Source organism: Symplocastrum torsivum (assembly GCF_059505465.1).
This window is the reverse complement of sequence record NZ_JCACKQ010000017.1, coordinates 42,455-66,683: the sequence shown is the minus strand read 5'-3', so window position 1 is coordinate 66,683 and position 24,229 is coordinate 42,455. Positions and strand designations below refer to the sequence as shown.

22 protein-coding genes are annotated in these 24,229 nt (G+C 43.9%); 13 read left to right on the top strand and 9 right to left on the bottom strand.

From position 1 onward, the window contains the following. Positions 1-993, bottom strand: coding sequence for a glycosyltransferase family 2 protein (locus AC5JL3_RS06245; RefSeq protein WP_496073648.1), 993 nt, complete (start codon positions 991-993; stop codon positions 1-3). Between the two features lie 95 nt (positions 994-1,088). Between AC5JL3_RS06245 and AC5JL3_RS06240 the strand changes: the two genes are divergently transcribed. The 7 genes from AC5JL3_RS06240 to AC5JL3_RS06210 all read left to right on the top strand — a co-directional run bounded on the left by AC5JL3_RS06240 (position 1,089) and on the right by AC5JL3_RS06210 (position 7,459). Beyond that, positions 1,089-1,823: a class I SAM-dependent methyltransferase gene (locus tag AC5JL3_RS06240; RefSeq protein ID WP_496073647.1), complete on the top strand. Its 735-nt coding sequence runs from the start codon at positions 1,089-1,091 to the stop codon at positions 1,821-1,823. 219 nt (positions 1,824-2,042) lie between these two features. Further along, positions 2,043-2,744, top strand: coding sequence for a class I SAM-dependent methyltransferase (locus AC5JL3_RS06235; protein WP_496073646.1), 702 nt, complete (start codon positions 2,043-2,045; stop codon positions 2,742-2,744). A 115-nt stretch (positions 2,745-2,859) separates the two neighbouring features. Next, entirely contained in the window at positions 2,860-3,294 is a 435-nt protein-coding gene (locus tag AC5JL3_RS06230) for a hypothetical protein (RefSeq protein WP_496073645.1), read from the top strand. Between the two features lie 45 nt (positions 3,295-3,339). Beyond that, positions 3,340-4,278, top strand: a complete 939-nt coding sequence (locus tag AC5JL3_RS06225; RefSeq protein ID WP_496073644.1) for a class I SAM-dependent methyltransferase — start codon at positions 3,340-3,342, stop codon at positions 4,276-4,278. Positions 4,279-4,317: 39 nt separating this feature from the next. Then, the gene (locus AC5JL3_RS06220) at positions 4,318-5,433 is read left to right on the top strand and encodes a DegT/DnrJ/EryC1/StrS family aminotransferase (protein WP_496073643.1); all 1,116 of its coding nucleotides are present in this window, start codon (positions 4,318-4,320) and stop codon (positions 5,431-5,433) included. Positions 5,434-5,447: 14 nt separating this feature from the next. After that, a complete protein-coding gene (locus tag AC5JL3_RS06215) occupies positions 5,448-6,215 on the top strand; it encodes a class I SAM-dependent DNA methyltransferase (RefSeq protein WP_496073642.1) in 768 nt (255 codons plus the stop codon). A 14-nt stretch (positions 6,216-6,229) separates the two neighbouring features. Continuing rightward, positions 6,230-7,459, top strand: a complete 1,230-nt coding sequence (locus AC5JL3_RS06210) for a glycosyltransferase (protein WP_496073641.1) — start codon at positions 6,230-6,232, stop codon at positions 7,457-7,459. 120 nt (positions 7,460-7,579) lie between these two features. Here AC5JL3_RS06210 and gyrB read toward each other — a convergent pair whose 3' ends face one another. Then, on the bottom strand, positions 7,580-9,505 hold the full coding sequence (gene gyrB, locus AC5JL3_RS06205; protein ID WP_496073640.1) for a DNA topoisomerase (ATP-hydrolyzing) subunit B: 1,926 nt from the start codon (positions 9,503-9,505) through the stop codon (positions 7,580-7,582). Between the two features lie 128 nt (positions 9,506-9,633). Between gyrB and miaA the strand changes: the two genes are divergently transcribed. From miaA to AC5JL3_RS06190, 3 genes are all read left to right on the top strand, one after another. Beyond that, on the top strand, positions 9,634-10,638 hold the full coding sequence (miaA, locus tag AC5JL3_RS06200) for a tRNA (adenosine(37)-N6)-dimethylallyltransferase MiaA (RefSeq protein ID WP_496073639.1): 1,005 nt from the start codon (positions 9,634-9,636) through the stop codon (positions 10,636-10,638). A gap of 102 nt (positions 10,639-10,740) precedes the next feature. Next, a complete protein-coding gene (locus tag AC5JL3_RS06195) occupies positions 10,741-11,127 on the top strand; it encodes a protein kinase domain-containing protein (RefSeq protein WP_496073638.1) in 387 nt (128 codons plus the stop codon). Continuing rightward, on the top strand, positions 11,123-11,560 hold the full coding sequence (locus tag AC5JL3_RS06190; RefSeq protein ID WP_496073664.1) for a WG repeat-containing protein: 438 nt from the start codon (positions 11,123-11,125) through the stop codon (positions 11,558-11,560). The genes AC5JL3_RS06195 and AC5JL3_RS06190 overlap by 5 nt, the downstream gene beginning before the upstream one ends. Positions 11,561-11,702: 142 nt before the next feature. On the opposite strand, the gene AC5JL3_RS06185 is transcribed toward AC5JL3_RS06190, so the two are convergent. After that, complete coding sequence (locus AC5JL3_RS06185; protein WP_496073637.1) at positions 11,703-11,864, bottom strand: hypothetical protein; 162 nt, start codon at positions 11,862-11,864, stop codon at positions 11,703-11,705. A 13-nt stretch (positions 11,865-11,877) separates the two neighbouring features. On the opposite strand from AC5JL3_RS06185, the gene AC5JL3_RS06180 reads away from it, so the two are divergent. Further along, positions 11,878-12,615, top strand: coding sequence for a Uma2 family endonuclease (locus tag AC5JL3_RS06180; protein ID WP_496073636.1), 738 nt, complete (start codon positions 11,878-11,880; stop codon positions 12,613-12,615). 127 nt (positions 12,616-12,742) lie between these two features. Here AC5JL3_RS06180 and AC5JL3_RS06175 read toward each other — a convergent pair whose 3' ends face one another. Then, on the bottom strand, positions 12,743-14,518 hold the full coding sequence (locus tag AC5JL3_RS06175; RefSeq protein ID WP_496073635.1) for a GMC oxidoreductase: 1,776 nt from the start codon (positions 14,516-14,518) through the stop codon (positions 12,743-12,745). A 365-nt stretch (positions 14,519-14,883) separates the two neighbouring features. Between AC5JL3_RS06175 and AC5JL3_RS06170 the strand changes: the two genes are divergently transcribed. Next, entirely contained in the window at positions 14,884-15,552 is a 669-nt protein-coding gene (locus AC5JL3_RS06170; RefSeq protein ID WP_496073634.1) for a pentapeptide repeat-containing protein, read from the top strand. A 27-nt stretch (positions 15,553-15,579) separates the two neighbouring features. Here AC5JL3_RS06170 and AC5JL3_RS06165 read toward each other — a convergent pair whose 3' ends face one another. Further along, positions 15,580-16,266 (bottom strand): Uma2 family endonuclease, encoded by a 687-nt coding sequence (locus tag AC5JL3_RS06165; RefSeq protein ID WP_496073633.1) that lies wholly within the window; start codon positions 16,264-16,266, stop codon positions 15,580-15,582. A gap of 119 nt (positions 16,267-16,385) precedes the next feature. Further along, positions 16,386-17,924 (bottom strand): DEAD/DEAH box helicase family protein, encoded by a 1,539-nt coding sequence (locus AC5JL3_RS06160; RefSeq protein WP_496073632.1) that lies wholly within the window; start codon positions 17,922-17,924, stop codon positions 16,386-16,388. A 36-nt stretch (positions 17,925-17,960) separates the two neighbouring features. On the opposite strand from AC5JL3_RS06160, the gene AC5JL3_RS06155 reads away from it, so the two are divergent. Then, positions 17,961-22,637, top strand: coding sequence for a PAS domain S-box protein (locus AC5JL3_RS06155; protein WP_496073631.1), 4,677 nt, complete (start codon positions 17,961-17,963; stop codon positions 22,635-22,637). A gap of 25 nt (positions 22,638-22,662) precedes the next feature. Here AC5JL3_RS06155 and AC5JL3_RS06150 read toward each other — a convergent pair whose 3' ends face one another. The 3 genes from AC5JL3_RS06150 to AC5JL3_RS06140 all read right to left on the bottom strand — a co-directional run bounded on the left by AC5JL3_RS06150 (position 22,663) and on the right by AC5JL3_RS06140 (position 24,082). After that, positions 22,663-23,319 carry a restriction endonuclease subunit R gene (locus tag AC5JL3_RS06150; RefSeq protein ID WP_496073630.1) on the bottom strand — a complete coding sequence of 219 codons (657 nt, stop codon included), beginning with the start codon at positions 23,317-23,319 and terminating at the stop codon, positions 22,663-22,665. Positions 23,320-23,394: 75 nt separating this feature from the next. Then, positions 23,395-23,853 carry a type II toxin-antitoxin system VapC family toxin gene (locus tag AC5JL3_RS06145; protein ID WP_496073629.1) on the bottom strand — a complete coding sequence of 153 codons (459 nt, stop codon included), beginning with the start codon at positions 23,851-23,853 and terminating at the stop codon, positions 23,395-23,397. Then, complete coding sequence (locus AC5JL3_RS06140) at positions 23,840-24,082, bottom strand: hypothetical protein (protein ID WP_496073628.1); 243 nt, start codon at positions 24,080-24,082, stop codon at positions 23,840-23,842. The genes AC5JL3_RS06145 and AC5JL3_RS06140 overlap by 14 nt, the downstream gene beginning before the upstream one ends. Positions 24,083-24,229: the final 147 nt, after the last annotated feature.

The following is a 24,229-nucleotide window of genomic DNA, read 5'->3' as shown; positions in this document are numbered from 1 at the left end:
TTAGGATAGCCAATCATGTCTAAGAATCATTTTCATAAAAGCTGAGTCATTATTCGCTTTCCTGTAGTAAGATAACTTGGCAAACATATAATTGAGTTCAGCTAGAATAAATCTGAGATAATTTACATCATTTTTACTCATCCTTAAATAACTTTTAGATTTATTAAAAAAATGACGTAACTCAGTAAGAAATTCTTTAGAAAGGTTAATCTTTCCCTTGTTCATTCTAATAGCTGTGTAAGCATGACAATTTCCCTCATTTCGCAACCTGGTATTTAAGTACTTCTGAGTCATCCTAGATGGCGGAATTATGTGGTAAATAATGGATGAACCTATGTAGCCGAACTTATATCCGAGTTCCTTAATTTTGATATTTAGTCCTGTCTCACCATCACCAATCCAAACACCTGCCACATTCTCTGGATTAAATCCCCCTGCTCTAAAAAATACTTCCCTTAATATTGCTTGGTGACAACTGTAAACATTACAATCATCGCTCGATATAATAGTCTCTTCAGTTGGGTTGTTAAGGCTTAATCGTGAATTAAATAAAAGTTTTTCAACCCATTCAGGAGGCTGAGTCTCCCATTTTGGTAATACTCGTCCTGTGGCAGTAGCAACGGTTTCATCTAATCCAAATATTTTAACCATTTCCGAGAGAAGATTTGGTGTTGCGAGCATATCATCATCAGTGAAGTAAAGAAGGTCACCACTGGCAAATTTTGCAGCCGTATTGCGGGCAAAATGCACACCTTGTCTTTCTTCAAAAAGCAAACGTATCTTACTATGGTTCAAATAAGCATCTAAAACTTCCTGAGTGTTATCTGTTGAATTATTGTTACAAACAATTACTTCAAAATCATGATAATCTTGACATAAAAAGCTTTCAATTGTCTCAGCAATGAATGAACTTCTATTATACGTAGGTATTATTACTGAAAATTTTTTAATCTTTTGTGGAGCCATAACAAAGGCTTGAATAGTTTTGTACAATAGCTTATCACCTACAAGCTATTGTTATCCACCATCAGATAAAGAATATATATTAAAATTAAACTCTCAGAACCAAATTCAAACTGGAAATAAGAATGAAAAAACAGCTTATTAATATTGGTAGAACCGGAAACAAACTCCTTGCCCGATTTGGCTTTCAGATTGTGCGTTATGTGCCAGTATCTGGTGGTTATATATCAGCCAAAGATACCGTAGAAGCTGCGGCAAAAAATAATCAAAGTGTTACTGATTATGTTGAGACAATGTGGCAAGAGCGAGGTATAGCACAGCAGGTTATTGATTGTTTTAAAGACTTTGGAGCTTTAAGTCCATCTACTAAACGGGTCTGTGAAATTGGCACAGGTACTGGTATGTTTGCTGAGACAATTCTCAAAAGCTGTGATATCTCTCAGTACGAAAGTTATGAAATTGATAAAGATTGGGCTGAGTGGCTATCAATCACGTATAAAATAGTCTCTCATCCTGCAAACGGCGAAAGCCTAGATTGTACAGACTCAAATTCTCTAGATCTTGTCCATGCTAATGGAGTACTTGTCTACACACCATTTCTCATAACTATAAAGTATTTCTTGGAAATTTCCAGAGTAACTAAGTCTGAGGGATTTGCTGTATTCGACATTCTTTGCGAGGAGTGTTTCGATGAAAATTTATTAAGAGCATGGCTAGATTCGCCGCATTTATATCCCTGTATACTACCTAAGGAATATGTAAAAGATTTTTTTACAAAAAATGGTTTTTGTTACATTGGAGAGTTTTTTAGAAAGTTTGGAATAGGTAAGTCGCTTTACTTACTATTTAAGAAGCAATAATTCCATGAATAAAGTAATTACAGTCCAAAAAACTTACTGTTACAGATATCAGCTAAGCCGAATAGCCTTTTTCTATCATTATGGAAAGATATTTACCTTTACCTTAAGCCAACTCAATGCGATTCTGACATAAGTTGAACAAGTTTCTTTTGAAATTCTTGCTACTTGAATTGATAGATATCAAAATTACCGTAAAATATTTTTCATCAAAGAGGTAATATGTTTTTCTCGAAAAAGGCACTAAAAGATTTCGCTAATAAGACTTTGTCAGATGATTTTCTTGAAATCGCAAAACTTTTAAGAACGCCTCTGTATCATAGGAAAGAACGTAAAAGAATTTCAACAAAAAATGAAAAAGTAATTAATTTACTCTTAAAAGAAAAAGAGCCAATAAAGCTAGAATTCGGTGCCGGGGAGAATCGGGGATTGAGAGGGTGGACGACGATAGACATTTATGAAACTTGCGACCTCTGCTTAGATCTATCTCTACCATTACCTTTTCCAGATAACTGTGTAACCCAAATCTATTCATCTCATTTTTTGGAACATTTTTCCTATCCTACTCCTATGACTGGGTTACTTGCTGAATGTTACCGTATTCTCAAACCGGATGGCATCTTCAGTGTAGCAGTGCCAAATGCAAGGATTTATCTAAATGCTTATTTTAATCCTGAAAACTTTAACCCTGAAGAATACTGCATTTGCCGACGAGCTTTGCATGAAAATTCAAAGATGGATTATGTGAATTATATGGCTTATATGGATGGAGAACACTACTATATGTTTGATGAAGAAAACTTATTAGTTATTCTTGCTAATGCAGGATTTAAGAATGTTAGGCTTCGAGAATTCGATCCAACTTTAGATCTAGAAGAAAGAAGATATGAATCAATTTATGCACAAGGCGAAAAAAAAGCATAACCTGTAAACTTAAGAAAGTACTAGTTAGACTAAGAGCCTTAATGGCTTGGCATTTTATTAGTTGACTTGGCATAAGAGGATTTGAATAAAATTGTAATATTTTGGAGTACGTAAGGTGCAACCTGAATCCATAACCTATCACGATCAGTTATTAGCAATTATCATTTGGAATCAGTTCAATGAGTCTGGTATTCACTTCTTCACCCCAAATGAACTGTCTCAACAGCTAGCCTATATGCACCATCCAAGGGGTAAAGTTATTGAACCTCACGTTCACAACTCTGTCATCCGTGAAGTGCAATACACTCAGGAAGTCTTGTTTATTAAAAAGGGCAAATTGCGGGTAGACTTTTACAACGATCAACAGGAATACTTAGAAAGTCGAATGCTTGAAGCTGGTGATGTGATTCTCCTAGTTACTGGGGGGCATGGTTTCGAGGTACTAGAGGAAATTGAGATGATTGAGGTCAAGCAAGGTCCTTACTTGGGTGAGCAGGACAAAACTCGGTTTATCGGCATTACTGCACAGCAAGCCAAAATTGTTGAATAAGCACGGAAAATTCAACAAAACACTCTCATCGCTAAGTACTGTGCCATGATTATCAAAAAAATTGTGAGGAATCTGCTGCCGCCTATTGTTGTTAAAGCAGCTAACTACGCGACAGGGAGGACACTACCAAGAATTAACGAAAAAATGTTGCAGCAGTATTTGCAAAATGGTAGAGTCCCCTGGTCGTCTGGCTACGATCTTTACAAGATCGAGTTGATCACTCAGTCAATATCAGATGATACTTTGCTAAGGCGTTTTCGTTGTAGTGAACCCCTTTCTCCTGATTATGGTTTTGGAATTGATGAGCGCTGTGTTGAGTATCCCTGGCTAGTAGCTAATCTCTCAGAAAATGCTAAGTGCCTTTTAGATGCCGGTTCTGTCTTAAATCATCGCTTCATTCTCAACCATCCCACATTTGAAAATAAGAAGCTGCACATCCTTACACTAGCTCCAGAGGAGAACTGCTTCTGGGAGAAGGGAATTTCTTATTTGTACGATGACCTGCGCGATATTCCCATACGCAATGATTATTACGACACGATTATTTGCCTATCCACGTTGGAACACATTGGATGTGATAACACACTTCACACTCAGGATGAAACTTACCAGGAGAATCGTCCAGAAGATTTCGTTCTCGTGATGAAGGAGTTGCGTCGGGTACTCAAACCCGGCGGTTCACTATTTCTTAGTGTTCCCTTCGGAGTTTATCGCCAGCTCGGTACATTTCAGCAATTTGATCGCGAATTGCTCTCTCGTGCTGTAGAAGCCTTTGAGTTAGCTAGCGAAGTCACTGAAACCTTTTACCAATACACTGCTAACGGTTGGCAAATTGCTACGGCATCAGATTGTGCTGAGTGCGAGTACGTGGAATGGGTTGCAAAGGCATGGCAGAACCAGCAATTTCCTGATCCTATTCCCGTAGAGCCAGATCGAGCGGCGGCGGCTCGTGCTGTAGCTTGCATTCGTCTGGTTAAAGGATGACTCAGAGGCGTATCGATCTCCAAAATTGTTGAGTTAGCCATGAACCCGATTCCAGTCAACGAGCCACTGCTTGACGGCAATGAAAAGAAGTACCTGAACGAATGCATTGATACAGGCTGGATTTCATCGGAAGGACCTTTTGTGAAGCTGTTTGAACAGCAGTTAGCGGTTCGCGTACAACGCCAGTATGGGATTGCTGTGTCCAACGGTTCTGTCGCTCTTGATGCTGCCGTCACTGCTTTGGGAATTGGGCAAGGGGATGAGGTTATTCTGCCTACGTTTACGATTATTTCCTGTGCGGCGGCAATTGTTCGGACTGGTGCAATACCTGTCGTAGTAGATTGTGACCCTGATACCTGGAATATGGATGTCAGCCAGATTGAGGCAAAAATCACATCTAGAACAAAAGCAATTATGGTTGTCCATATCTATGGATTGCCTGTAGATATGGAATCCGTACTCACATTGGCGGATAAGTATGGGCTGCAAATTATCGAAGATGCCGCTGAAATGCATGGTCAAACCTATAAAGGTCGTCCTTGCGGTAGCTTTGGCGCATTAAGTATCTTTAGCTTCTATCCCAACAAGCATGTCACAACAGGTGAAGGCGGCATGATTGTTACTGATGATGAGCAGCTAGCAGAACGCTGCTGCTCTTTACGGAATTTGTGCTTCCAACCGCAAAACCGCTTCGTTCATGAAGAGTTGGGCTGGAACTTCCGCATGAGTAACCTACAAGCGGCATTGGGTGTCGCTCAGCTAGAGCGACTTGATGAATTTGTCGCTCGTAAACGCCGGATGGGGCAATTGTACACGGAGCTACTTTCAGATATTCCTGGGTTACAACTACCCGTTCCACAAACGGATTATGCTGCCAATATCTATTGGGTGTACGGTATTGTTCTCAAGGACGAGGTACCCTTTGAGGCTAAAGAAGCAATGCGTCGTTTAAGCCCGTACAAAATTGGCACGCGATCGTTCTTCTGGCCGATGCATGAGCAGCCTGTCTTGCGAAACATGGGCTTATTTAATCAGGAGTCTTGCCCTGTGGCGGAAAGAATTGCTCGTCGTGGTTTCTATATCCCAAGCGGACTAGCACTGAGTGATGAACAAATTGAACAAGTCGCACAAGCGGTTTTGGAAATATTGAAATAAGGTTTTGACAGAGTATGAATGTTTTTGGCAACTACGCCCGCTACTATAATTTGCTCTACCGCGATAAAGACTACGCTGGAGAAGTACAGTTTATTCATCAACTGATACAAACTCATGAGCCAAACACACAATCTATCCTTGAGTTAGGATGTGGCACTGGCACTCATGCACAGCTACTAGCTAAAGAAGGGTACGACGTTCACGGTGTTGATCTAAGTGCCGAAATGCTACAGCAAGCTCGCGATCGCATGACCCAACTTCCCCAGGAACTAGCATCGAAATTAACCTTTTCTCAAGGGGATATTCGGACAATTCACCTCGAACGGCAGTTTGATGCAATCATCTCACTGTTCCATGTGTTCAGTTACCAAACTACAAATGAAGACTTGCAGGCTGCTTTTGCTACAGCACGCCGTCATCTTAAGCCTGGGGGAGTGTTTATCTTCGACTGTTGGTATGGACCGGCTGTATTATGCGATCGCCCTTCTACCCGCGTTAAGCGTCTGGAGGATGAAGAAATAAGTATCACCCGGATTGCTGAATCAGTAATGCACCCCAATCAAAATCTAGTAGATGTTAATTATCAAGTCTTCATCAAGGATAAAAATACTGGTGCGGTTGAGGAACTTCAGGAAACACACCCAATGCGTTACTTATTTAATCCGGAAATAGATTGGTTGTTGAAAGAGTCTGATTTTAAATTGCTTGAGAACCGAGAGTGGATGAGTAACCGTGAACCAGGCTTTGATACCTGGGGAGTTTATTTCGTTTGTCTGGGATGAGGATAAATCTAACCATGAACAATTTCTGCTCTATCTTCTTTTATGAAGGATATGTTTGTGTTGCACCAACTATTATTAACTTATCTAAATCACTTAATAATCATGGATATTTAGTAAATATTTATGCAACAAAAACTCAATTCACCAATATAGAAAAGATTGGAAACAGCACAACAGTAACTTACTTTCATAAAGTCTCTCACGTACCTCTAATATCTCGCTTAATTCTGACTCTTTATTACAAACTCAAAATAGAAACAAAAATCCCGTTAATAGAGCTAATAGTTTTCGCTTATCATTGTCTTGTCAATCTATTTAAAGCGAACAACTCAAAATCCTTGAAAAAGAATATTAGTATAGGAGTAGATACAAATGGCTCAATTTTAGCCTTAATGGAATCTTGTTTTTTTAAACGTAAGTTTGTTTACCTTTCTTTAGAACTTAATGATCCAAATAACTTAAAAGGACTGGCTAAAATTATAAATTTGCTTGAGCGGTTAGCTTACAGAAAGTCTGAGTGCATAATTGTTCAAGATGAAGATCGTTTTAAAACCCTGTGTGAATACAATCAGTATCAGCATCCTCAAGTCTTCTATTTACCCAACTCATCTAGTTCTTCAAAGGCAATAGTTGAAGTGCTACAGACCAAAAACTACTTTAGGGAAAAATTTAATTTAAATGAAGATCAGTTTTCTTATATAGTCCTTCAAGCCGGCGCTATAGAGGATGCTGTTTTATCAAAAGAGCTGGCTCAGGCTTTTGCATCTATAAATAATAGATGTGCTTTAGTTTTTCATGAACGAGAGAAAAGAGAACTTTACGATCCATATATAAAACTATTGCAGGAAATTAACTCAAAAAACTTGTTTCTCTCCCTGGAACCAGTACCCTATGAACAAATTGATTGCATTTACACACCAGCTACCATAGGTTTAGCCTTTTATAAAGATATTAATAACAATTATTCTCAGATTTCTATGGCTTCTGGCAAGCTATCTTATTACTTAAAGCATGGTAAGCCTGTAATAGTTAATAACTTACAGTCTTTAGCAAGATTAATAGAAAAATATAAAATTGGTGTTGTAGTACAAGACCCCTTAAACTCGTTAGAGATGGAATCAGCAATTGAAACAATATTAAGTAACTATAGTTTTTATAGTAAAAATGCAAGTATTTGTTTCGAGGAGGAGTTTGATTTCGCGAAAAAAATTAATCCTATATTATCTTTTATAGAAAGTCTATGATACAGAACTGGACGCTAAATCTGGGGTAGCTAAATGCATTTGATATGAAAAAATTAAAGTACGGTTAGCTACAGTAGCCGAACCGTACTTTCAACAAATTTACTTTAGGTGCAAACCGACTTAGATATCCAAATCAGTGAAGTTCAACCGAGAACCATAGGTTTCGATAAATTCACGGCGCGGTGCAACGCGATCGCCCATTAGTACTGTAAAGATGCGATCGGCTTCAGCCGCGTCTTCGATCTCTACCCGCTTCAACGTGCGAGTTTGGGGATTCATCGTAGTGTCCCACAACTGAGTAGGCATCATCTCACCCAAACCTTTGAAGCGTTGGATGGTGTAGTTGGCATTTGCTGGGAACTCATGCTGAACGAGGTTGGTCATTTCGCGATCGCTATAGCAATAGTAGTGGTTGCGTCCTCGCTCTACTTTATAAAGTGGAGGGCAAGCAATATAGATGTAGCCCTGATCGACAAGCGCTCGTTGATAGCGATAAAAGAACGTCAGCAAAAGGGTGCGGATGTGCGCTCCATCCACATCAGCGTCAGTCATAATGACGATGCGATGATAACGTAGTCCTGAGGGATCAAACTCCTCACCCTTAATGCCCAAGCCAAGGGCTGTAATCAAGGACTGAATTTCAGTGTTCTTGTAGATTTTGGCATCATCTGTCTTCTCAATGTTGAGGATTTTGCCCCGTAGAGGCAGAATGGCTTGGAACTGTCTGTCTCTTCCTTGCTTAGCTGAACCACCCGCTGAATCCCCTTCTACAATGAAGATTTCGGATTCTGAGGGGTCTCTGGAACTACAATCTGCTAACTTACCAGGTAAGGGAGAAGACTCCAAAACTGATTTACGACGCACCAAATCACGCGCACGACGGGCAGCTTCAGCGGCTTTGAAGGCTTGGATGGCTTTGTCTAAGATGGAGTCTGCTACGTGGGGACGGAACTCCAAATACTCCGTCAGTACCTCGCCTACGAGAGAATCAACAATCCCTCGTACTTCTGTATTACCCAGTTTCGTTTTCGTTTGACCTTCAAATTCTGGGTCGGGTACTTTGACAGAAATAACACCCGTTAACCCCTCACGGACATTCTCGCCGCCGAGATTAGCTTCATTTTCTTTGATCTTGTTGCGCTTACGGGCGATCGCATTCATCGTCCGCGTTAATACTGTCTTCAGCCCCTCTAAATGAGTACCACCATCAATCGTGCGGATGTTATTGGCAAAGCCCAAGAGGTTATCACTGTAGGCATCGACACACCACTGCAACGATACTTCGATTTGAACCCCGTTGCGCTCTCCTTGTATAAAGATAACTTCCTCGTGGAGAGGCTCCTTCTCACGGTTCATGTAGGCGACATATTCCTGAATGCCACCCTCGTAGTAGTAGGCTTCTACCCGTGGTTCTGCCAGTCGGCTGTCGGTAAACGTAATCCGGACACTAGCATTGAGGTAGGCTAACTCCCGCAGACGCCCTGCCAAGGTTGTGTAATCGAACTCAATGCCATTAGCAAAGATTTGTGTGTCCGGCATAAAGGATACTGATGTGCCAGTTCTTGCCTCTTTATAAGGCTTTGCAATCAGTTGAGTAACAGCGATACCCCGTTCAAAGCGTTGGGTATGTACTTTTTCCTCCCGCCAAACCGTCACTTCTACCCACTCAGAAAGTGCGTTAACAACCGAAATCCCAACGCCGTGTAAGCCCCCAGATACCTTATATCCACCACCGCCAAACTTACCCCCAGCATGAAGCACCGTCATTACTGTTTCCAGTGCCGATTTCCCAGTCGTGGGATGAGTATCAGTCGGAATGCCTCGTCCGTCGTCTGTAACGGTGACAGAACCATCAGCATTGATGTCAATTTCTATATGGGTGCAGTAGCCAGCCAGAGCCTCATCAATAGAGTTGTCTACTACCTCGTAAACTAGATGATGGAGTCCCCTTGGGCCAGTAGAACCGATGTACATCCCTGGGCGTTTACGCACCGGTTCGAGACCTTCCAGAACTTGAATCTGATCGGCACTGTAACTACTCGTCATGTAAGGGATTCTCCACTAAAAGCTTTGAGCCGTTGTAATGCTTCAAAAATGGCAAAACACTCTAAGATTTTAACATAAAAGGCTTTAAGGCGGCTACAGCGCAGTTTCACGAGCAATTTATATAGGGGATGAACCCATTGCATAAGGGCAAAGGAGCCGAGGAGAGTGGGAGACAGGCAAGACAAGGACAAAGTTTTCAGAAAACTCTCCCTTGTCCCCCTAACTCTTTCACCCCCTCAGGATTAATTGTGATTTGCGGGGCAACAGCTACAGGGAAGTCAGGGTTGGCTTTAGAATTGACGCAGCGGCTAGGTTCTGTGATTCTCAGTGCTGATTCTCGTCAGGTTTACCGAGAGTTTGATATCGGCACGGCAAAGCCTTCAGTGGCTGAACAACAATTAGTACCACATTATTTAATAGATATCTGTGATCCAACAGAGACGTTGACGCTGGCAGACTATCAGCAGCAAGCACAGGTTTTGATTAACCGTTTCTCTCTTCCCTTACTAGTAGGAGGTACTGGTTTATACATTCGTTCAATTGTGCAGGGGTTAAAAATACCAAGAGTTGCGCCTCAAAGTGAATTGCGATCGCAACTTTCTTCTCTTGGTCAAACCCAGCTTTACGCCTTCCTCCAACAAGTTGACTCAGTAGCTGCCCAAAAGATTCACGCTAATGATGAAGTGAGGACATTACGGGCATTAGAAGTATTTTATGTCACCGGATATCCAATTTCAAAGCAACAAGGAGAGAATCCTCCGCGTTACCCAATTCTCCAGATTGGCTTGGAATGTAGCGACTCTAACACTCTTATTCGCCGTATTGAACAGCGTACTGAGCAAATGATAGCCTCTGGTTGGGAAGCAGAAGTCAAAGCCCTTTGTCAGAAATACGGTATTGATTTACCACTGCTGGATACACTGGGTTATCGAGAAATGAAGCAGTATCTTGCAGGTGATACTTCTCTTACTGAAGCGAAAGAATTAACAGTTTTGCACACTCGGCAATTTGCCAAGCGACAACGCACCTGGTTTCGGGCTTATCCAGAAATTGAATGGTTTGATGCAGACAATCCTGAATTACTAGAGAAGGTGTGGCAACGAGTGCAGGAGTTTGTCAACAATCTTAAGTAGAACAGCTAGGATGCGATCGCACCCTTTTTCCGTGTATCCACAACTTCGTCATCAGAGCGATTGTGTCAAAATCAACAAGAATGGGTCTGTGGCACGAGTACAATGATTGGACGAAAACTGCGGCAGCGCTACCAAATCATCAAGAAATTAGGAGCCGGAGGATTTGGAGAAACCTATCTGGCTGAAGACTTAGATATCCCTGTCACTCCCAAGCCTAAATGCGTTGTCAAGCAGCTCAAGCCAAAGGTAATAGCTCCAGACATACCGCAGATTCCGCTCGAAGATATTGTGCGTTTATTCGAGAAAGAAGGGGAAACTCTCTACAAGCTGGGTCAAAATCATGACCAAATCCCCAAACTTTACGCCTATTTTGAGCAAAATAGAAAACTTTATCTCGTTCAAGAATTCATAGACGGGCATGACTTGATCCAGGAAATCACTTCGGGTAAGCAGTGGAGTGAGACTGAGGTGATTAAATTCCTGGATTGACCAGATAGGGCAAGTAATTATTCCATTAGAATTTGATAAAGCTTTGCCCTTTTCTGAAGGGCTAGCAGCGGTTGAGAGCAATAAAAAGTGGGGCTACATTGACCAGACAGGGCGGGTAGTCATCCGAACTCAGTTTGATTGGGCTAGCCCTTTTTACCAAGGGTTGGCAGCGGTTGAGAGCAACAAAAAGTGGGGCTATATCAATCAAACAGGGGAGATAGTTATACAATTACAGTTTGATTTTGCTCGTGGCTTTGCGGAAGGACTAGCAGTAGTTAAAATTGGTGTTCAGTGTGGCTACATTGCTCAGACAGGACAAGTAATTATTCAGCCTCAATTTTATTTTGCTTCTGACTTTTCTGAAGGAATGGCATTGGTCATCCTTAGTAAGGACTGTCGCTACATAGACAAGGCAGGAAAGCTTATTTATTAGTCCGTGAGGCTGTGGGGAATGGCAGGGCGTTGCCGTTCTAAGGATTTCACAGTAATTATTTATCTGAGATGTCTATTCTTACTATTTGCTATAGAAAGCGATCGCACAAGCTTCACTCTCTTGTTTGATAAGAATGCTTGGCTCAGAAAGAAGCAACAAGGGTTGATAAATTGCTCATCTCCATACACAAACTAAAATAAAAGTCAATATCACCATGCTCTTTCATTGCCTGCAAAAGAGATGCAAAATGCAATGCACTTGCTAGACATCCGCCATACTGAGGAGTAGAAGCCGCAATCATCATGGGGAGAATTGATATGTCTCGGTCTGTTGCATCAACAGAAACCCTAACATTTGAAGAATATCGGTTCTACCAGGGAGAGCCGGATGTCCTCTATGAACTATTTCGGGGACATTTAATACCGATGGCAACGCCAACAGCATTACATACAAGAATTTGTGATTTTCTAGTCTACAAATTGAAGTTTTACTTTGCTGATCAAAACCTACCCCTGATTGCATTAACTACTACTGGAGTCAGAACAGAAGTTGATTCTTCCCGCATTCCAGATGTTGTTGTTTGCACTTCAGCGCTCTGGGAGCAAGCCTGTACCAGACCTGGTTCTGGAATTCTTGACCTTGGTGAAGTGCCGACGTTGGTAGTGGAAGTCACCAGTGACAATTGGCGAGAGGACTACATTCGCAAAAGGGCGGAGTATGCTCTCATCGATATTCCTGAATATTTGATTGTAGACTCCAATAAAGAGCGAATCTGGGTCTTAAGTCATCCTGAGGGTGAAGAGGGTTATCAACGGGAAGAGTTCACTCGTGGGCAAGAATTGAAACTTGTGCAGTTTCCTGGATTAGTTTTATCAGTCGATACAATTCTTTCTCCTCCATTAGTAGAGGACTTAATTAGGGAAGAACAAGCGCAACGACGACAGCTTGAGCAACAGGTTGATGAGGCGCGACAACGGGCTGATGAGGAGCGACAACGAGCCGAACGATTAGCGGCTAGATTACGTGAGATGGGAGTAAACCCAGATGATATCTAGGTTCAGCTTAAGCGAAGGCTGATTGTAGGATGAGCGATCGCACCTTACTTTTGTATTTAGAATCCCAGATTACAAATGTAGGGACATATAAGAATACGCCCCTAATAGAGAAAAGCGATCGCACCTACTACAGCACTTTCTTCAAATGCTCTGCCAAACGCATCGCTAGCGCGGCAAGCGTTAACGTTGGGTTAGCGGCGGGAGAGGTAGGAAATACAGACAAGTCACAAGCATAGAGATTGTCGTAACTTAAGAATTTCAAGTTTGTATCAACCACTCCATCATTGTTTGCACCCATCCGTAACGTTCCAACTTCGTGGGCAACTCCCCCTAAATCACCCACTTTGAGGCCAAGATTTTCACCCATTAGCGCCTCACCGCCCAACTGCTGAATAATCTTATCTTTAATCGCGTTCACTTCCCCAAAGAAAGCATTAGCACTAGGGCTAGGCTGCATCCGTACAGAGGGCTTCACAAAAGAGGCACCATTGTGATCAACCCCATTCTGAGCCATTAGGGGAGCATTGAACAAAAAGACAATCTCACAGAGCATTGCATTGCCTTTCTGCTGGCGGTGTGCATTGACAATATCAGAATCAAGATAGCGTCCCTGATTAAAGTCAGCTCCCAACTCCAACACAATATTGTAGGGATGCTGAGTTTCTGATGCCTGTTTATGCCACGAGAGAACCTTACTAGCAGCCGCAACGTTGTAGAACGGTGAGGTAGCGGGAACAGCAAAATGAGTGAAGAAAATGGGATGATCGGTAATACCCACTCCAATCTTGTTATTCGGATCTAAAAGTTGACTAAGCTTCGCTAGCTTTGCACTCTCAATTGTTCCTGCTGAAAGGACAACCTGCTTTGCTTGGAATTTCCGATATTTCTTAGCAATCAAGTCGTAGGCAACGACTTTTGTAACTGAGGTGCCTGTAGTTTCTAGCTCAACGACGGGATGATTGAGATTAATTGATAGATTTTGATTGCCGCTTGCACCATTCGTGAGTTTGGATTCCATCAGCAAATCAGCCGTGGAAAACATTCCTGTGGGAATTGTGTTCAGGTCAACATTGCTATGCTTAACGGCAACTGGAGCATCAATATGATTGAACTCAGGCAGTTGCTCTTTTAAAAACTTTTTGACACTTTGCTGATAAGTTGATGAGGGTAGTGCCAACCGCATTAAGTCTTCTGCTAGCTGATAGCCACTATCTTCTAAGTACCATTTGATTGGAGTCGGCCAAGCATCCATTTCCCAGGAAGACATCCGAGGAATTAAACCACCCCAAAAAACTGAGCGACCGCCCAAATTAAAAGCTTGTGCTCCTTTATATTGAGAGTCATTAGGCTTGACATAGTTCTGGATTTTGAACTCATCAAATAGCCCCCAGACATGCTTATCAAATTGCCCAACCTTGTGCTGACGAGGGAGATTAGCAACATGGGTTGGAAACAAATAGCTACCAGCTTCTAGGACGAGTACATCGACACCCAAATCTGATAATTGGTCAGCTAAAATTCCGCCACCAATGCCTGAACCAATAACGATGACATCAAATAAGTGAGCTTCGTCTAGATTTGGCTTGAAGAAGAGATGTTGTACATAGCCGTTTTCAACGATCGCTTCTGTGATTGGAGGAAATTTAACTGCACCTTCTTCGTAAAGATAATCCCCACCCGCTACAGGCTGGAGATTAATGTTTAGCCCCTCCATCCAGTAGGTTTCTTCGAGTACAAACTTGAAGAAGAAACCCTGTTGATAGTTGGCTTCAGGTAATTCAAAGCGCCATTCGTCATTCTGATATTCGCCCGGAATATCTTTCTCCCATCCGTCTACATTGTTCCGAAGGGTAATTAGCCAATCTGGAGTATAATTCGCTGTGTTGAACCGAATTGTGAACATACAGTTGATTCCTAATGGTAGCCGTTCTTAAGTCGGGGAAGATAAGTGACGCTCTACTGGTTCAATTGTGCGAAATCCCTAGAAGTTAAACAGTACCCATGTCGGGTACTTTTTTAGTGGTAGATTGTAGCGAAAGAAACATTATGCGATCGCCTTTTCTCCTTAGCCAGTTGTCAATCTTCGACATATCAGCAATTTTTAAAGTTAATAGTGTGAGCAAAATGCTCTGAAAGTTAGGCGTGGTAGCTTAGCTGTAGAGGTAAAAGGGAATACTAACGGTTGTGATGACGCGGAGGGGAGAGAGACGGCTGGAGGCAAAGACGATCTATGGGAAGCAACCGTTATTTATAAAGTGACTCACTACGATGGATGCTAGCAAGCTTCTAGAGCGCTATTCAGCAGGAGAGCGAGGTTTGTATTTTCCTAATCTGGAGGGTATGAACCTGAGCGGCATGAATCTCAAAGGTGCTGAGCTGTTTGATGTCAAACTAATTCGTGCTGACTTGAGTAATGCTGATTTAAGTAATGCAAACTTGAGTCGAGCCATCATGAGTCGAGCCAATCTGAGTCATTCGTTTATGAGTGGCGCAATCTTGAGTGGAACCATTATGAGTCGAGCCAACCTTAGTGGCGCAACGATGAGTGGCGCAACGATGAGTGGTGCAATCTTGATTGGTGCTTTCCTGAGTGGTGCTGATTTGTATCATGCCAATTTAAGAGGTGCACTCCTCAGACATGCTGACCTGTATCATGCTTATTTGAATGGTGCCCTCTTAAAAAATGCTGAGCTGTATAACGCTTACCTGAGAGATGCCGATCTATTTGGCGCAAATTTGTTTGGGGCAAATTTATTTGGAGCAAACTTGACCTGTGCTAATTTGAGCTGTGCTAATTTGAGCTGTGCTAATTTGAGTTTTGCCGATTTGAGCGGAGCAAACTTAGGTGGAGCGAATTTAAGAAGTACTCTGATGTGTCAAACGATAATGCCCAATGGTGAGGTGTCGAATCCTAAGTGTCCCTCATACTTGCAATAGAGCTGAGGTTAATTCCCTATTAGCTAATTAGTCGCGGGCTAATTTCTGGACAAATGCGCCATGTTCAGGAGACTGCACCCCCTCTTGTAAAACTGCGAAGACGCGCTGCATATTCCCAGCCAATAACTCTGAAACTGCTAACCACAACCCCGGAAAGACTCGACTCCGGATAATTCCATCAGCATCAATCGGTAAATCGAAATATTCACCCTTGTCTAGATAGAACCAGCTAATTTTTCGATCGAGGACTTGCCAGACGATATATTCCTTCACTCCATTACGACGATAGGCTTGTTTTTTGGTGTGAAGGTCGATGGCAGCACTGCTAGCGGCAATTTCGACAACCAACTCTGGAGGGCCTTCAATATAATCATCCTCACTCAGTCGCGCCTGTCCACCTGCTTCTGGCATGATCAGGAGAACAACATCCGGCTGAGGTTCATTGTCGATATCAAGCCGCACTGTTGGAGCATCCCCCACCGCAACCCCTGGTGTTGTCGCTTCGTAAGTTACCAACCATCCGATCATCCAACCATGAGGTTGGCCGTGGCTTTTGAAGCGCAGTGCAGCAGGCATGTAGACAATTCCTTCGATCAACTCGGCTTTCTTGAGCTTGGGCATGGCGTTGTAGCGGCGCTCAAATTCATAACGGTTTAAGCGATCGCCATTTTCTAAGGGGGGAATTGTCCAATGCTGAGAGGGTGTTTTAACCATACAGCCGCAGTTGGGGTAAACCTATGCTCATCCTACCGAATCATATGTACCACTCAGTACTATTCCCTGTAGATCTGGTCACTCTCTCGGCGCATCCCAGTCAATAACTCTGCACCTGATTACCAACCATCTAGCGTGTCCTCTTCGCCCCACTTCGCTGGTGACTCAGCGGCTTTAGGAGTCGTAGAATGATTTACTTCATACGTTGGAGACGGTAAAATTTCCAGTTGCCGATGCTTCAACTTTGGCTTTTCGACTTCTTTTCGTTTCTTGGCGGGTTCGTTTCTGGATTCTGAGCTATGCCGACGCTGGGATGTTCCTTCCTCACTAGTATCTTCTGCCACGACTTCATAGAGTATCGCTAATTTATTGTTATCTGTACCCTTACGCAACACTCTCCCTAATCGCTGAACATACTCGCGTGCTGAACCTGTACCCGATAAGATAATCGCTACACGCGCATCTGGGACATCTACACCTTCATTCAAAACGTGGGAAGCGGCTAAGGTTTTGTATTCTCCCTCTCGGAAGCGCGTCAGGATATCATGGCGTTCCTTTACGGGTGTCTGATGAGTAATAGAGGGAATCAGTAACTCTTGCGAGATGCGGTAGACGGTGGCGTTGTCGTTGGTGAAAATAAGGCTGCGTTCTGGGTAATGTTGGGCAAGTAAGTCTATGAGAATTCGTAGTTTGCCATCGGTGCCAGAGGCAATTTCCTTGGCTTCTCGATGGGCAAGCATTGCTCTGCGTCCGGCTGGCGATCGCGCACTTGCCATGACAAATTGTTGCCAGCCTTGTAGACTACCGAGGTAGATATTTGATTCCTTCAAAAAGTCATTGCGAAGTTTAACGCACTCATTGTAACGATCGCGTTCTTTTTGTGAGAGCTTGACTTTAATCTGAACAACCTTATGCTCCGCAAGTGCTGAACCAGAAAGTTCTTCAGGCGTTTTGCGATAGACTTCTGGCCCAATCAGAGCATCCAGGTCATTATGACGCCCATCGGAGCGTTCTGGGGTTGCCGTCAGTCCCAAGCGGTAGGGTGCGATCGCATATTCCGCAATCACTTTATAAAAGTCTGTCGGCAAGTGGTGACACTCATCAAAAATTAACAATCCGTAGAGGTTTCCTAGTGCTTCGGCATGGATAGCCGCACTGTCATAGGTAGCAATGAGTAAAGGAGTGCGATCGCGTGAACCTCCCCCCAGCAACCCCAACTCCGCATCGGGAAATGCCGCTTCCAACTGAGCATACCACTGGTGCATCAAATCCAGCGTTGGCACTACAATCAGGGTACTGCGAGGCGTTGATTGCATCGCTAGCTGAGCTAAGTAAGTCTTCCCCGCCGCTGTCGGTAACACCACTACCCCTCGCCGTCCTGTCTGCTTCCAGGCTAAAAGTGCCTCGCTTTGGTGAGAGTAAGGTTCCATCTCAAAGCTGGGAACCAAATCTAGCTGGGAAAATTCCTTCGCCTCATCACTAAACGTCACACTTTCAGCTTGCAAAGCTTCCACTAGCTGACGGTAATGAATTCCAGGAATACGAAACTTCTCCACCCGATCATCCCAAGTGGCATAATCCACCCAGGCTTTGCCTTTGGGCGGTGGGTGCAAAATCAGAGTTCCCCGGTCAAAAGATAATGTAGGGGTACGAACCATTAGTTTTAACTACTCAATCCCCCGATAATTTTAAAAGTGAATCGTCCACAGCTTCCCGATTCTCCTCTAGTCTCTTCCAATAAGCTGATTGCACAAGCAGCAAGTGCGATCGCGTTCCTTGTCGGCTTTATTGTCCTAATTGGCTGGATGCTCGATCACTCACCCTTGAAGAGCGTCTTTCCCAATTTAGTCACCATGAAAGCTAACACGGCTTTAGCGTTTATCCTATCTGGGGTGTCACTGTGGCTGTTGCCCACCGAAGACAAGAGTAGCGCGACAAGAGAAGAGGAGGCGGGAACACAGGAAAAAAACGCAGAGATTTCTGCTGATAGTCGAAATAGTGCGTTGCCAACTCTCAGAGTGCCCTCTTCCAGGAGTCGAGTACCACGTTGGTATCGTCAAGTCCATTCGATACGTTCAAGGCAGTGGATTTCCCAAATCTGTGCTTTCACTGTAGCGATGATTGGCTTACTCACGCTTAGTGAATATCTCTTCAACTGGAACCTTGGGATCGACCATTTGCTGTTTCGTGAGCTACCGGAAGCGGTGGCAACGTCACATCCAGGCAGGATGGCTCCTAATACAGCTCTGAATTTCGCCCTGCTTGGTTTCGCCTTGCTGCTTTTGAGTCAGAGAACCCGTCGCTGCCACGGTGTTGCCCAGTTCCTTGCCCTCTTCGCCGCTTTAGTTTCCTGGCAGCCGTTACTCGGTTATGCCTACCAATTTCAGTCTCTTTACGGCATTGCCTCCTATACGAAAATGGCACTACACACTGTAGTGACGTTCATTGTTCTGTGTATTGGTATTTTATTTACCTATCCACAACAGGGACTAATGAGAATCGTCACTAGCGATCGCCTTGGGGGATTTATCGCACGTCGTCTCTTAGTTGCGGCGATCACTATTCCCTCAATTGTGGGCTACCTTATCCTCCAGGGTTATCGCGCCAAGCTTTACAGTGCCACCTTCGGGTTGTTGCTGCTGGTAATGGTGACGATTGTTGTTTTGTGCGTTTGGATTTGGCAAATTGCCCAGACGTTAGATCGAATTGAACGCGATCGCTCAATGGCACAGCAGTCATTGCGAGAAAGTCAAGAAAGGTTTCGCGCCTTAGCAAACTCCACGGTTGAAGGCATTCTGATTCATGAAGCTGGAAAAGTTCTGGATGCCAACCTTGCCTTAGCGAGAATGTTTGGCTACGAACTGAGTGAGGTAATGGAACTGTCAGCCGCAGACTTTTTGACCCCAGAATCTTATGCGATCACCTTAGAAAATATCCGATTAGGTGATGAAAAGCCTTATGAGCTAACGGGTTTAAAGAAAGACGGAACACCCTTTTCCTTAGAAGTAGAAGGAAAAAGCTCTCTGTACCAAGGTCGTCAGGTACGGGTGTCAGCGTTGCGCGACATCACAGAACGTAAACAAGCAGAAGCGGCTCTTAGGGAGAGCGAGAAGCGATTACGACGGTTGGTTGAGTCAAATATTTTTGGTGTTGCCTTCGGTGACTTTATCGGCAAAATCAACTACACCAACGACTACTTCTTGGAAATGACGGGTTACACACGGGAGGAAGTGCTTTCAGGGCAAATCCACTGGACACAGATGACACCGCCCGAATTTTTACACTTGGATGCACAAGCAGCAGAAGAATTAAAGACGCAAGGTATTGCAACTCCCTTTGAAAAAGAGTACATCCGAAAAGACGGGAGGCGAGTGCCGATTCTGATCGGTGGGGCGATGTTGCAAGAGCCTTATGATGAGCAACAAGAACTAATCGCCTTCTATCTAGACTTAACTGAACACAAGCGAAGCCAAGCGTTACTTGCTGCACAAACTCGTATTCTGGAACTAATTGCCACGGGTGCCGCACTCCCTGATGTGCTGGATGTTCTAGCTCGATCAATTGAGGAACAGTCTGATGATGCTCTATGTGCTATCCTCCTCCTGAATCAAGACGGGACAATGCTGGGTGAGTGTATCGCTCCTAGCATTCCAGAAAGCTACAAAGAAATTACAAACCAGGGTGTTGCTGTTGGCGCTTGTTCAGGGAGTTGCGGCACAGCCGTTTATCGTCGGGAGCCTGTAATTGTATCCGATATTGCCAACGATCCACTCTGGGCACAATGGCGGGATTTGCCTTTAGCTCATGGTTTACAAGCTTGCTGGTCAATGCCGATTTTTGGTAAGGATGAGGAGGTTTTGGGTACCTTTGCGATGTATTATCGAACACCGAAAGAACCCAGTCCTCAAGACCGGAAATTGGTGGAGGTATCTACTCATTTAGCAGGAATTGCGATCGCCCGTCAACGAGCGGAGTCGGCGTTGCGAGAAAGTGAGGAGCGATTCCGAACGTTTTTTGAAGAAGCACCCATTGGTATTTCTGTTGTTGATTTGAGTGGTCGGTTTCTAACGGTAAATAAAACCTACTGTGAGATGTTGGGATACTCTGCACCAGAATTGCATCAACTTACCTTTGCGGCAATTACCCATCCTAACGATGTTCAAACCGATGTTGTCTACGCAGAGCAGCTATTCAAAGGTGAGATACCGATCTATCAGATTGAGAAACGCTATATCAAGAAGAATGGCGAAAGTTTATGGGTTAATCTGACTTCGGCAATGGTTTCTGATCAGGATGGGACAGTCTGTTTTGGATTAGGGATGGTTGAGGACATCACTGAGCGTAAACGGACTGAGGAAGCGCTTAGCGAAACCAACCAAACCCTGCAAGCGCTGATTCAAGCTTGTCCCTTGGCGATTACAGTTTTTAGTCTTGATGATGGAAAAGTGAAGATGTGGAATCCAGCCGCTGAGCAAATCTTCGGCTGGAGTGAACAGGAAGCAGTAGGGCATTTTCTCCCTTCTGTTTCTGAAGACAAACAAGCGGAATTCTTAGCCAATCTGGATTTTATTCGGCAAGGCAATACCTTCACAGGTATGGAAGCTCGTCGCCAAAAGAAGGGAGGTTCAGAGATTGATATCAGCGTTTGGGCTGCGCCTCTACGTGATGCAGAAGGCAATGTTAGCTGTATGTCAATTGTTGCCGATATTAGCGAACGCAAACGTACCGAAGCAGCACTCAAAGAGAGTGAGGAGCGGTTTCGGAAACTGGCAGAAAAGGTTTGTGTCATTCCTTGGGAGGCTGATGCAACCACAGGGAGATTTACCTACGTCGGTCCACAGAGCCTACAAATTCTTGGCTATCCGTTATCAGATTGGTACACTGACAGTTTCTGGTCTGAACACATCCATCCAGAAGACCGAGACTGGGCGATTCAATATTGCTTAGACTGCTCAGCTATCCTTGAAAACTACGAATTTGAATACAGAATGTTGGCAGCTGATGGACGAGTTGTGTGGCTGTACGACATTGTAAATGTTGTTCGGAGTGAGGATGAGCCTTCTGTACTGCGTGGATTCATGATTGACATCACCGAACGCAAGCGAGTAGAGGCAGAACGCGAGCAGTTGCTAGTTAGTGAACAGGCAGCCCGTAGTGAGGCGGAATCGGCAAACCGCATGAAGGATGAGTTTCTCGCGACACTCTCCCATGAACTGCGTACCCCCCTCAATGCCATGTTGGGGTGGACTCAGCTACTCCGTACCCGGAAGTTTAACGAGGCTACCGCTGCTCGTGCCCTAGAGACAATTGACCGTAATACAAAGTCATTGGCTGTACTCATTGAAGACGTTTTAGACGTTTCCCGGATTATTCGGGGCAAACTCCACCTCAATACCCGTCCAGTCGAACTGACTTCTATGATTGAGGCAGCAATTGATACAGTACGTCCGGCAGCGCAGGCGAAGGATATTCGGATTGAGTCGAGATTAGATTCATCAATCGAACCAATCTTAGGGGATGGCAACCGCTTACAGCAAGTTGTCTGGAATCTCCTCTCTAATGCTGTTAAGTTCACCCCCAAAGGTGGGCGAGTTGAGGTGCAACTATCAATAGTCAGTAGTCAGTTAGCATGGACAATGGATAATCGACAACAGACAATGGATAAATATGTCCAAATTCAGGTGAGTGACACAGGTAAGGGGATTGCTCCTGAATTTTTGCCCCATGTTTTTGACCGCTTCCGCCAAGAAAATAGCTCCACCACTAGAGCTTATGGGGGATTGGGATTGGGATTAGCCATTGTCCGTCATTTGGTGGAACTGCACGGGGGGACTGTTCATGCCGATAGTCTAGGCGAGGGGCAAGGAGCAACCTTTTCAGTACAACTCCCATTAGTAACAGTGCTTACAGATGTCACTAATCAATCACCTGTTGAGTCAACGGTTGAGGATAGTGTGCCGCTTGACAACCTGCCAGATTTGAAAGGGTTGCGGGTTCTCGTGGTTGATGATGAAGCCGATGCCCGTGACTTGCTGACTACTATACTTGGACAGTACGGTGTTGAAGTGACTCCTGTTGCAACAGCAAGTGAGGTACTGGAGGTACTGCCACGGTTAAAGCCGAGTGTATTGGTCAGTGATATTGGGATGCCGGGACAAGATGGCTATGCCCTAATTCGGAAAATAAGGGCATTGGATGCCGAGCAAGGTGGACAGATTCCGGCTGTGGCGTTGACGGCGTATGCTAGAGCGGAGGATCGAATCCGGGCACTTGCATCAGGTTTTCAGTTACATATGCCTAAGCCTGTCAATCCAGAAGAGTTAGTTGCAGTGGTTGCAAATCTAGCAGGACGAACGGGAAAGGGATCTTAACGAGGAATGGGGAGATGCGATCGCATTAATCCTCGGCAAGAGTACCCTGAAGCTTGCAAATAGCTTTCAGAACTTGTAGTAACTGGATAGAACGCTCACAGCTAACGAGGTTAAGTTCTGGCATCAGTTGATAAGTAGGGGGAGTTCCTGACTGAAGATACACAAATTGATAACGTAGTCCGTTTGTCGCCAACCCCCAAACTGATTCTTGCTGCTCCAAGCTTTTAAAGGCATAGGTAAGCAGTTGTGGTAAACCCTCAAAAACTTCAACCGTACTGTTTTTAGCTTCAAGCACTAATACCCAAAAACGTGAAATTGCTGTAGCAGCTTGGGCATTGCTAACCGCCAAAATATCCATTCGTCCGGTTATTAATGTATCTTCGTCTTCAACGAGAATCTCCTCAATGCCCTCTTCCAAAGTAATCTCAATCGGTGAGCGATAGAAGCCACTTAAACGCATTAGTGGAGCAATAGCGAGGAACTTCACCTGCCCTTCAGACACTTTACCGGCTGACAAGTAGTTATCAAAGTCATCTCGGATTTGCCCAAGTTCCTGCTGTTCAAACTCTGTGATAGTTTCTAGGGATAATAAAGATGTAAAGGAGTTATTAGATTGTCTTTGGAAACCCAAAAGACGATGAACATCTCTTAGAGTTAAGTTTTTTGTGTTTAGTGTGGGCATCGGTTTTTAATATGTAGGCTTCTCTCAGGAAACCGAGAGGAGGCTCAGTAATTTTTGAGTAAATGCGATCGCATCCTAAACTTCATTCCCCACCAACGGCAACACAGTAATAAACTCCGAAAAGCGGTTAAAATCAACAACGTTGTGCGTGAGTAGTTGACTAATTCCGTAAGCTTGCATCGTGGCTACGATGTTTGCATCATGCACCTGTTTACCACCGATAGACACTTGCTCCATCAGCACCAACAGCCTTTCTGTCACTTGAAGGCTATCTTCAGCTACACGAAAGCGATTGGTAAAATATCGAACGTCTGCAATAAGAGATGCAACAGGTATGTCTCCTGTTAATTCTCCCTGTCTTGTCATACCAGACAGATATTCTCTTAGGGTTTGGCGGCTAATCCACAGATCAACTCTTTGCTCATCAAGTGACTGAAGTCGCTCAATAGCCTGTCGATGAAAGGGAGACATCGCCAAATTTGCGTAGATTAAAATATTTGTATCGATAAAGACTGGATTATTAATCGTCGCCATAGAGATCTTGTCTACGGAAAGTTAGGCTTTCTTTGACCAGTCCAACTGGATAAGCTGAAAATTTCAGTGGTAGATACTTTCTTTGACTAACCAGACGCTTTTCTTTTGTCACTGATTCCTCATCAATTACTAGTACTATCTGATGCTCTCCTGGTGGAATATCTGGTGGCAGTTGAATTGTAATTTTACCGTCTGTAGTTACCGTGACTGTCGCTTCTATCGCTTTCACCACCTTGCTCCTTATAACTCTAGTTGATAACTTGGGGAAGTTCTTGGCTGAAGATACACAAACTGATAACGCCGTTGGTTTATCACTACTTCCCAAACTGATTCTTGCTGCTCTAGCCTTCTCAAGGCAAGCGATCGCTTTTTGATC